This window comes from Microbulbifer maximicatervae (SeqCode), assembly GCF_052467955.1.
Genome location: NZ_CP174329.1, coordinates 1021176 through 1032185, shown reverse-complemented (window position 1 = coordinate 1032185; position 11010 = coordinate 1021176). Strand labels below are relative to the sequence as shown.

At 42.9% G+C, this 11010-nt stretch carries 5 protein-coding genes; 3 read left to right on the top strand and 2 right to left on the bottom strand.

From position 1 onward, the window contains the following. Nucleotides 1-2307: 2307 nt before the first annotated feature. Nucleotides 2308-2625: a hypothetical protein gene (locus tag ACJJI5_RS04355; RefSeq protein WP_444896036.1), complete on the top strand. Its 318-nt coding sequence runs from the start codon at nt 2308-2310 to the stop codon at nt 2623-2625. A gap of 95 nt (nt 2626-2720) precedes the next feature. Here the strand turns inward: ACJJI5_RS04355 and ACJJI5_RS04350 are convergent, their stop codons facing one another. Both ACJJI5_RS04350 and ACJJI5_RS04345 read right to left on the bottom strand, forming a co-directional pair. Continuing rightward, nucleotides 2721-5708 (bottom strand): TonB-dependent receptor, encoded by a 2988-nt coding sequence (locus ACJJI5_RS04350; protein ID WP_444896035.1) that lies wholly within the window; start codon nt 5706-5708, stop codon nt 2721-2723. 571 nt (nt 5709-6279) lie between these two features. Beyond that, nucleotides 6280-6981, bottom strand: a complete 702-nt coding sequence (locus ACJJI5_RS04345) for a glutamine amidotransferase-related protein (protein ID WP_444896034.1) — start codon at nt 6979-6981, stop codon at nt 6280-6282. A gap of 315 nt (nt 6982-7296) precedes the next feature. Between ACJJI5_RS04345 and ACJJI5_RS04340 the strand changes: the two genes are divergently transcribed. Then, nucleotides 7297-8898, top strand: a complete 1602-nt coding sequence (locus ACJJI5_RS04340) for an AbgT family transporter (protein WP_444896033.1) — start codon at nt 7297-7299, stop codon at nt 8896-8898. A 736-nt stretch (nt 8899-9634) separates the two neighbouring features. After that, a complete protein-coding gene (locus ACJJI5_RS04335) occupies nt 9635-10693 on the top strand; it encodes an AraC family transcriptional regulator (RefSeq protein WP_445355617.1) in 1059 nt (352 codons plus the stop codon). Nucleotides 10694-11010: the final 317 nt, after the last annotated feature.

The following is an 11010-nucleotide window of genomic DNA, read 5'->3' as shown; positions in this document are numbered from 1 at the left end:
CCACGGACGGCACTATCAAAAACCCGAAAGAAAAACCACTCATAACTTTTATTCTACAACAAAAACTTATCACCACCACCTTAAACTACACAATTAAAATGGATTAAGGGAGTTATCTGATTGAATAAATCTCCAACAAAACTACCACTTACGAGTTAAGTAATGCACCTATACTTCGGAGATTCTACTAGCAGCAAGCTTTTTTATCGAATTGAAACTTGGCTTCTCCGACCTATTTTTTAACAGGAACTATTATTGAGATTTATTCTCAATAAATTATTAGTGAAGTCAAAGTCGATAAAGGCAGGCTTCAATTATGAGTCAAACATCAACAATCATATTGAAATATAAGCTTTATCATCAAAAAATTATTACGACCTTTCACTGTCAGACAAAATCTGAAAAGTATAGGGGAGCAAGCTCAATTAGATTGATTCTAGTATTTAAAAAATTACCAAATAGAAATTTTTCTATAGCAAAAATAAAGAGGCACCAATCGACATCATTTTCCGACTGGCGCCTGCAACCCCAAACTATCCTATAGAAAGAAGTCCACGTGATAAGAGTCATGTAGGAATAATGGAAATTCATCAATGAACTCTTGCAAAAATAGATGCGTCAAACAAATAGAATGAGTAACAACTATCCAACTATAATGGAATAAAATCGACTGGTAGTCAGGGTTGCCCCCAAGGAAAGCAATGCCTAAAGTGCAAGCACAAAAACCTACAAGATTATTTGAAGTTTTTCAACAAAAAAATATTGAAATTATCCTCAAATCTATTGAGATCAATCTGCACAAAAAAACACTCTAAACAACCTAACTTTGGGGGTTAAGAAAAAGATTACTTAATCTTCATCCCATGGCAGCTCTACTTGTGCCTCAGGCCCAGCTTTAATATCAGTTTCAGTGTACATAGCGCACCTTCCTTTCAGTTAGTTCGTATAGTTTGCCAGATAGAAACCTCTATCCAGCAAACTAAAGCTTAACTCGATTATGCCCCAACATGCCAATATTGACTGGTAATTATGGGTGAGTGATCACAACAAAAATCTTTGTCTACCGCTAGAAACACCCACATACATGCATTAAACCTCTGAACTGAGCGAAAACTATCTTAGCCCAGTAGGCTCATCACTTCAGGACTATCCATCCTAACTACAGCCTACTAGTTCTCTTGTAATGTAATATTCATCCTACACCGATCGACATTTGTAAAATACTTATCGATATTTTTAACTGAATTGATGAAGCCTCAACTAACTTAATGCTACTCATAAACTCTTAGTGCGATTTTCATTAAGCCAGCCCTTAATAAAATCAAGTTAGACTGAATTTTCACACCATTAACGAAACTATCGTACCAGTTCGTCCGGGGTAAACCGAGCCTAAATACCCTAAGAATATTCAGAGTTCTTACTAACGTGATTTAACTTCCACAGCCCCCTCGAAAAGACAAAATATTAGGATCAAAAATTAACAAGCTCAGCAAAAAAAAGTTAAAAACTCGGCCAGATTAAAACAATAAATATTGACACGACCTTAGTATAACCAAGCCCACTCTCAACATTGGATTAATGAGATATTGCCAATCTCACTGCAGGAAATTCAATCCATTCAAATTATGGCTATTTATAAACTTCTGTGCCTCTAGCCTCAACTACATGTGCTCGCCAACCCACCCTTAGTTGGTACCAATGTTTCATTATGTAAAATATACCCACGTGGACTTACCGCCCCTACAACCATCTATAAAGAAGTACTATTCAAATTTTATTGACTTATACCGCAAAGCTAAACCTCCAGAAAAATAATGCTTCCGATACTAAAGGTGAATATCTAGATAAATCAGTTGGCTTCCCACCGGAAGAGAACATTAGTAGCTTGACATCGTATTTAACTATATTCCCCCCCAATGAAGCCAACTCACTCGATAAAAATTTACATCCCCTATCATCGCCAAATAATCATTAGAATCAAAAAATTTACCCGCCAATTTTATTTTTCCTTTTTGTCTATCCAATATAAAGATCCAACTACTTGGACAATTCCCTTCCAACACATAAAGACAGTTAATCAGCTTGACCCAAACCTTCAAACTCAGAAAATAGGTACTATTAATTACAAAAAGTTATAATCACGCAGGACAACCTTAAAAAAAACACAATCTTCTGCTATTATCTTTGCACAGTTCAACATATGACAACCTAAGGGATATTTAAGACCCCTCTTACACACCAGCCCCTTTACAAAGTAATCTGAAGACTATTGATATAGCTATTAACGTTTCCAATAGGAATTTCCTTATGGTTAGTTGCAAGATTTTTTTGAGTTCACTAAAGCTAGCTCCGGATTCAGCCTCTAAGCTATTCCAAGATCTAATCATTAAGGAGTTAGATACAGAAGAAGACCCTAATGTAGAAATCATTAACACCCTCCAAATAACACCAGGCGAGTGCCATATTGAAGTATCCTGTTTAAAGAAACCAGATCGAACGCACCAAAAACTTCAAGCTTTGGCCATTCAACTTGACGAAAGCGCAAGACAATATTTTCAGATTGAAGACCCTATCCGGGTAAGAGTTATTCAGATCGAAGAAGATTCAGTATATGGGGTCAATTAGCCTTCCATTTAATAGGAATCGTTAGCTCAAGTTACCTCTACTGTTATATTTATTAAAGTTAAGGCCGCCACAATGGCGGCCCATTAAAGTTGAAATCAAAAACGTACGCTGGCGCCTAGCCTAAAATATCTGGGCGTTTGATAGTATTGGTTCAATCCCCAGTCAGGGTCAGATAACCCGGGGCTAATCTCTGCAAATTCGTCAACTTCTGTTTCAGCGTCTGCATTTAATAAATTAAAGACATCAGCCCTTAACTCGACATCAGCCAAACCAATTTCAGTATTATAAATTAACGATAAGTCAATCTGATTCACCCAGCTCGTCCGGCCACGACTACCGCGCTCAGTTCGCACTAAATTACCATCTGGATCAGTCAAATAGTAGGTATCGCCATAGTAGGGAGTGCCATCTGGGTGCCCTTTGCCAAAGGAGTTTATCGGTCTTCCTGATTGCAAAAGGAAATTGGCGCCTAATAGTAAGTTTTCCATTATCTGATAGCTTCCATATATCTTAAACTTATGGGTGCGATCATTAGGGAGAAAGCCATTGGCACCGTCCATAATTTCAGGGAAATCAAAGTCTTGAGTAATCCCCGCATCATCCTGACCATTATCAGATTTAACGTACCCCTCTGTATTACCTTTACTTTCAGACCACACGTAACTGGCTGTTAGACCCCAAACGCCGTCAAAGGCTTTATCAACGGAAAACTCTAGCTCTTTGTAGGTTCGTTTAGCTTCTGGATACCCGAGCAATTCAGCAGAGAAAGTTGTCATCTCCAACTCACCGGTACCATACCTATCATAAGGAATTGTTACATCACTTCCAGGGTTAGCGAGAACATAACCATGAGCATCCCCAGTATGAGCATAGCCTAATGCGTCAACCGCATGGTTAATACTGATATCGTCAATATGTGACTTTAGATCACGATAGGTAGCTTTAACACCCACACTCCAACTTTCATTGAGAACCTTTTCATAGCCCAGAATATATTCATCCTGATACATAGCCTTCAAATCCCGATCAGATAATTGTCGGCTATCGGGAACTTCTCCGCTAGAGTTAATCTGAACAGGACCTATTTCTTCAGTTGTAGGTATCCCTTCTGCATCAATATCTGTGGGGACATAAGTTACTGGATCATAGCTTCCATTAAAAATGAAGTAACGCTCCAAGCCCAATTCTCCTCCAGATAAACGCACGTTAGTATTAGCAGCAACAGGCATATGGTACCTACCCCAATTACCAAAAACGCGCGTCTCTCCATCGCCACTAGGGTCCCAAGAAAAACTGAGACGAGGAGCCCATTGATCATCAATTTCTATAAATACATCACCCTCACCGTTGTAATTGGAGAAAATCTCACTCCTAAGCCCAGCACTGACGGTTAAGTTATCAGTGATATCCCACGTATCCTCGATATAAAAAGCCTCAGACTCAACTTTAAAGGATCCTGAAACATCGCTTACTCGATACCGCACCAAGTGAACCGTGCTACCATCGCCATTCACATCGGGAACAATACCTCCATTAGAAAGCTTGGAGTCAGGAAGGGCAGATATATAGCGGTAATAGACCCCTTTTCCATCCCTTAATCCGGTGCCCGCATAGGTCTCAGCAGAAGAGGAAGAATTATCTTCACGATCATATCCGAAGCGGACAGTATGATCTCCAAGCACCCACTCAAAATCTATTCGACTTGCTTCGCGCTCATCACCACCGGTTTGAATTCTGGAGTTTGTATTACAGCCTGGATAATAAGACGAATTTCCTGATAGCGCCCCATCACTAGCATCAATAATAAAAGGGCATTCAACATCGGTGGTTCCAATTGTTGTTAACTCATATTCGTTTTGTCCATATAACAAAGACATACTGAAATTATCAGTTAGTTGACCATCGTAGCGCAACAACCAGTTCTCTCCTCCTCGATAATCACTGATCGTGCCTTTATAATCAAGCTTGTCCATGTTGTAGTAGTCATAGTTTGACTGTTTATTTTCTCGAGTCCGCTCATCGGAAAAATGAACATAACTTAAGATGTGATCATCGGTCACATTCCAAGTTAAGTTAACTCCCCAAAAGTCATCAGCCACTTCCCTATTATTAAAGGTATCTGGGGCCTGGAGAGTGTTAAACTCTTCAACAGTTTCCTGTTGTTCATAGAGCGCATAGAAAAATAATTTGTCCGGTACAATCGGACCACTTATATAGTAGTCCGTAGTATATCTAGACTGTTCATTCTCCGAATTGAGGTCATAGAGCGTTCCATCTGTGGATAATGTATCCGGGCTTGTTTCCCTTAATGATCCAGGCTCAAAGTAAGTAACTACACCATATTTAAAATCATTGGTTCCACGCTTTGTAACAGCATTTAAAACGCCACCTAAAGATCGCCCAAACTCTGCACTATATCCACCAGTTTTGATTTGAAACTGATCATAAAACTCAAAGGGTACAGAAGAACCACCTAAGCCATTGCGAAAATTGGTAACATTCAAGCCATCAATATAGTAAGCATTTTCACCGACAGAGGCTCCGCCAAATGATATAAGATCTTTATCCTCTCTGAATGTGTTATCCCCCAATACAGTTCCCGGAGCAAGCAAGGCAACAGATTCTATATTTCTTCCTACAGGCAACATCTCAATATCCTCTAAACTGATATTGAGAGCAGACTCAGCTGTTCCTGTACGTATTTGTGGTAAGGCCTCAGCTACAACCAGAACCTCTTCCATATCGCCTTGGCTCAAAGGGATACTTAATTTACCTGTGCTACCGATAGACACTAGTACTGATTCGATTACTGCCGGTTGGTACCCTGACTTCTGCGCGGTTATTTTATAAACTCCACTGGGTAACTTGACCTTGAAATCCCCATCGTCACCAGTTGAGATGGTCCTTTTGAAGCCATTTTCTTCATTTTCAATAAGAATGGTTACGTTAGGAATCTCACTACCATCTGCTCCAATAAGCCTTCCATCAATTCCCCCGTTTACATTTCCAGCCGCAAGCACATTAATGCTAGCTACTGACAAGCCAATGGCACTGGCCAATACTGCCCTTTTAAATAAACTCATAAACCTATCCTTTTGCTTATAGAAATATTTATAGATTTTTTTAGATTAAAAAACTGTGTTAATTATTAATCCATCCTCCCTGAGCGAGTTGCGAACACCCAAGACCTCCATTTAAATCAACTAGAATACATACACGCCCCCAGAAAAATGAAACTGGCACAAGCATGTTATTTAATTGAATACCCGCCCTAAACAAGAACCTTTAAATGAACAACCCCATATTAAACACCCACTACTTTTTAAAACAACCTTAAAAGTTCATATTATCGACATATAAATCTAGAGATAGTGACAAACATAAACATGAGCGCAAAAATAACTGCCAGTTACCGGAAAAAATTATATTTTGTCAGTTAAATCGTTATATTCAAATAAAATTAAAAAATACAACCTATAAGAAATTTATATGCCCTTTAAGACATATAGAACAAAGGTGAATAACGGTGCAATTTGATGCATGTATGAGAGTAAACCCCACTTATAAGTGGGGTTTCAAAAGGTCAGACACTGTTGGAATCAGGAATAGAAAATAGCTATATGGAGGTTTTCAATTTTCTTTAATGGGGAAAATTTACTGCCGTAAAAACTCCAACATCCATCTGGCAACTGCATTTTCATGGATATCGTTCTTAAGAGACTCCAGCCCTTTATCAACCACAGCTTCACCAAAAGCCTGCCTCCGAAGCTCCATTAAGCTATTTGAGTAGGGCTTAGTAAATTCCGGGTGCGCCTGGAAGCTAAGCATATGATCATCCACCTGCACCATTGCCATTGGGCAGAACTCACTGGAAGCCAGTACTCGCCCACCAAGCGGCAGCTGATCCACCTGATCCTGATGCGTTACTAAGAGACTAAAGTTGGGCGCGGGTTCAGACATCCAACTAGGCGTCTCCTGCATTTCGTAGGTGTGCACCCCCAGCCCCCAGCCCTTATCCGACTTACGGGCCCGGCCTCCCAGTGCCTGGGCAATTAACTGGTGACCAAAGCAAATACCAATGGTCGGCTTTTTCTCACCATGTAACTTGCGTACAAAATCCATTAAGGGCGCAATCCAGGGTTTGTCGTCATAAACGCCTGTCTTGCTACCGGTAATCAGATAAGCATCTACTTCATCTATATGATCGGGATACTGGCCGTGCTGGACTTCGTAGGTGTTAAACTCCAAATTGGAGTCCTGGTCGCGCAACAAGTCGGCAAACATCTCCGGGTACTCCCCAAATTCGCCGACAAGCTCTTTGCGCACATCATCGGTTTTTAAAATTCCAATCTTCATTATTTTCACCGCTGAATTGACTACATAGTATTGGGATTATGGCATATCCAGTCATCAGAGACCGCTATCAGAAAGATTTACCCTGATATGACAAGCGCCATAACAACACATCTTTCATCATAGATCTTTTACCTATCCGGGTCGCCTGATAGCTCTTTGGCCCACTGCCTAGGAGCAACATTTCTCTCTGGGCATTCTTAGCTGAAGTAGTTTTGTGTATGATCTCGGCTTTAGCACATTTTTCAGCCAACCCTTCGGCTACAAGGCGGCCCAGAGGCAATTAGGGTCGCTTGCAGTAACGACTGAGGACCAACAATGACCACAACAACCTCCCCGAGTGATCGGCAGGACAGTCCCCCAGGGCGCAAGACAGCCTTTATCCGCTTCCTAGATGCTGTGGAATGGCTCGGCAACCTTCTCCCCCACCCAATAACACTGTTCGCGCTATTCGCCGTTAGCGTGATAGTCATTAGTGGTATCGCTTCTTACTTTGGCCTGTCTGTCCCCGACCCCCGCCCGGTTGGGGCTGCTGGCCGAGCGCCAGATGGTGTCATTGAGGTCTTTAACCTTATGAGTGGTGATGGACTCAGGATGATCGTTACCAGTCTGGTTAAGAATTTCACCGGATTTGCTCCGCTGGGGACAGTTTTGGTGGCTCTACTGGGGGTTGCGATTGCCGAGCACTCCGGCCTGTTAAGTGCCGCTGTTCGCGGTCTGGTACTCCAGGCTTCCAAACGCACAGTCACTGTCATAGTGGTTTTTGCCGGTATCATCTCTAATACCGCCTCTGAATTGGGCTACGTGGTACTGATCCCATTAGCCGCAATGATTTTCCACTCCCTCGGTCGACACCCTATCGCTGGCCTGGCCGCCGCGTTTGCCGGTGTCTCTGGCGGCTACAGTGCTAACTTGCTGCTGGGAACGGTGGACCCGCTGCTATCGGGGATCACAGAATCAGCAGCCCATATGATCGACCCGACCTACTCCGTGGGCCCGGAAGTAAACTGGTTCTTTATGATTGTCAGTACCTTCCTGATCACCGGAGTTGGTAGCTGGGTGACCATGAAGATCGTAGAACCCAAGCTGGGTAAATATGATCCCAGTGAAGCATCTGTCGACCTGACTCAAGACAAAGTTGGCACCCTGACCGACGCCGAGAAGCGCGGCCTTAAGTACGCAGGTTTGGCTGTTTTGGGCGTATCTGCAGTACTCGCTTTGACGGTGGTGCCTGAGTGGGGTGTTTTACGTAATCCCGAGACAGGCTTGGTCGCGGGCTCTCCGTTCCTTAAAGGTATCGTCTCACTGATCCTGGTGTTCTTCGCTATCCCGGGATTTGTTTACGGTAAGGTTGTCGGCACCATGAAGAATGACCGAGATGTCATTGATGCCATGGCCAAGAGCATGAACAGTATGGGGATGTACATTGTCCTTGTGTTCTTTGCTGCACAATTTGTCGCCTTCTTTAAGATCACCAACCTGGGCACCATTTTTGCCGTTTTAGGTGCTGATGCGCTACAAAGCATCGGCCTCACTGGGCCACTACTGTTCCTGTTCTTCATCATGATGTGTGGCTTTGTGAACTTAATGCTGGGCAGTGCCTCTGCTCAGTGGGCAGTGACAGCTCCCATCTTTGTACCCATGCTGATGCTGCTGGGCTACGCCCCCGAAGTAATCCAGGCGGCCTACCGTATCGGTGACTCTGTGACCAACGTTATCACGCCGATGATGAGTTACTTTGGCCTGATCATTACTTTTGCTGCGCGCTATAAGAAAGACTTGGGCATGGGTACATTGATCGCCACCATGATTCCCTATTCCATCTTCTTCTTTATTGGATGGACAGCCCTGTTCTTCATCTGGGTTTTTGCCCTGGGACTGCCCGTCGGCCCCGGTGCAGCTACCTACTATGGTGGCTAATCCACTGATTAATCAGTAATCCTAGAGCCCGCTTATGCGGGCTTTTTTGTCTCCCCAAAATGACCGTACATTTGAACTGGTCATTTATATCCGCTGGTAACTACCCAAAAAGTGTTAAAGCGTTCCTGAAATCACCAGTCATTCAAGATAGCTTTAGGCAGGGGTAAAAAAGTGGATAAATTAAGAAAAAATTATTATTCCCAGATATGGAGTCACCATAAAACAAAAAATTTTTTTTACTGTCATAAGGGAATAAAGTTTCAATGTATTAACTTTAATTGGTATTTTTTTTCATTAGGTGACATTTTGATTATGAGCAAAAGCCAAAAGCCCTTCGAATCCACAAAAAAAAACAAGTAATATAGGCCTTGAAATAATACTTAGCGGAGACTGATTGGCGAATTGCGCCAGTTTCGGCTGCCTTGTTTTAATCTCATATATTATTTTCTCAGGATGAGTCGTGTGCACTTTGTGGTAGTTAGTGCAGTAACAGTTATCCATAGCACACAATACATATCAGGAATTCGAAATAAAACAGGCATTCGCCAATATGACGGTTTTGCAAATCCGTCAGACAATGCCCAGGAATGTGTAATCCTGGAATTTGCATTTATTTGTAGATTCCTAAAATTATCGGGCGCGCCTATCAGTTGAATATTTCCGCTCAAATAGAAGTTGCGACCCGGCACGCCTAATAATTAAATCAGGCTGGGTTCTTGGAAGGATTTGGAAGAAATTGACCCAACAAATAAGAGCTAAGCTGTTAACCGGCTTTTATGACCAAGTATCCCAGCTAAATGGCTGCCCGGAAACACTGCTTAATAGCGCCGGTATTAACCCCGAGCAAGTTGAAAAACTCGAGGGGTATCTCCCGTTGAGTAAAGTGACTGACCTTGTTGAAAAGGCCGCACGACAACTCAATTGCGCGGATTTCGGACTGAGACTGGCAAAAAGCCAGGGGGCTGCCGCCCTCAGTTCTCTTGGAGCAGCAGTATTGCAGTCGTTGACCCTCGGGGAATTCCTCAATGCTGCCGTAAAGCAATTTGCCGCCCCTCCTTATAACCTGCGAGTTGAATTGGAAGTTAAAGGGCTCCAAACGTTTATAACTTTTCATTGTTTAAATGATTTAGAAAGTTATATACCTTCGGACTCTCCATTGCCTCTCGAGCTATTCCGGGAATTTCTCCTTGGGGTTTCTGTTGTCGCACTACAAATATTATGTGGTGAAAAGTTCAATCTGGAGGCGGTTCATTTAAAGTCCAAACAGCCGCTCCACGACCAATATGAAAACTTTTTTGGTACAAATGTACAGTTTTCACAAAATAGCGACACCTTGATTCTAAGTAGCGGCCAGTTGGCCCAACCGACCGAGAAGTGCAACCCGGTTTTAAGGCCTCTGTTAAAGTCTTATATCGACAAAGTACTGGAACAAGGTGAGTCAAACCTGATTCACCAAGTAGAACAGCTGATCTATTGCCTGATGCCGCTAAAGCGCTGCAGTTTGCAGGAAGTCGCCAATCAGCTGGGGATGCACAAGCGCACTCTGCAGCGCAGGTTGCGAGATCGGGAATTGGTGTTTGAGGATATTCTCGACCGTATTCGCCGCGAACGCGCAGAACATTACCTCAGTAGAAAGTTGCCACCTATGGCCCAGATTTCCAATATGCTGGGGTATCGGGAGCAGAGCTCATTTAACCGGGCCTGCGACCGCTGGTTTGGTACCACTCCAATGAAAGTTCGCCGCAGGTTGTTGAGTGAAGCTGCGGCGACAGCTGCACTGGAAACTGAAAGTTAAAGCCCCTTCAGAAAAATACAGAATCAGTCGTGACACAAGCCAGATTTTTGCTTGTGTCACGACTGATTAAATACCCAGCCTTTCCTACTTACTCATCCCCTAATTCCCACCTCCACCACTGATCAATTAGAGCCTGTCAGATCTCTGGATCATTAGTCGCAAAGTGAGCTCTTCAGCCCCACACTTCTTTACAAGTGATCCACATTACTTACTCATTCCTCGACTATTTTCGATGGCAGTCCCAGGCCAATTCGAGAAGCCAGCCCTTCGCTGAGCGGTAATCGCCATTTCCCGAGTCTATAGTTTCGGGCGACAGC

Coding starts and splice junctions, on each gene's coding strand:
- ACJJI5_RS04350 (WP_444896035.1), bottom strand. CDS start 5,708: ATGAGTTTATTTAAAAGGGCAGTATTGGCCAGTGCCATTGGCTTGTCA.
- ACJJI5_RS04345 (WP_444896034.1), bottom strand. CDS start 6,981: ATGAAGATTGGAATTTTAAAAACCGATGATGTGCGCAAAGAGCTTGTC.
- ACJJI5_RS04340 (WP_444896033.1), top strand. CDS start 7,297: ATGACCACAACAACCTCCCCGAGTGATCGGCAGGACAGTCCCCCAGGG.
- ACJJI5_RS04355 (WP_444896036.1), top strand. CDS start 2,308: ATGGTTAGTTGCAAGATTTTTTTGAGTTCACTAAAGCTAGCTCCGGAT.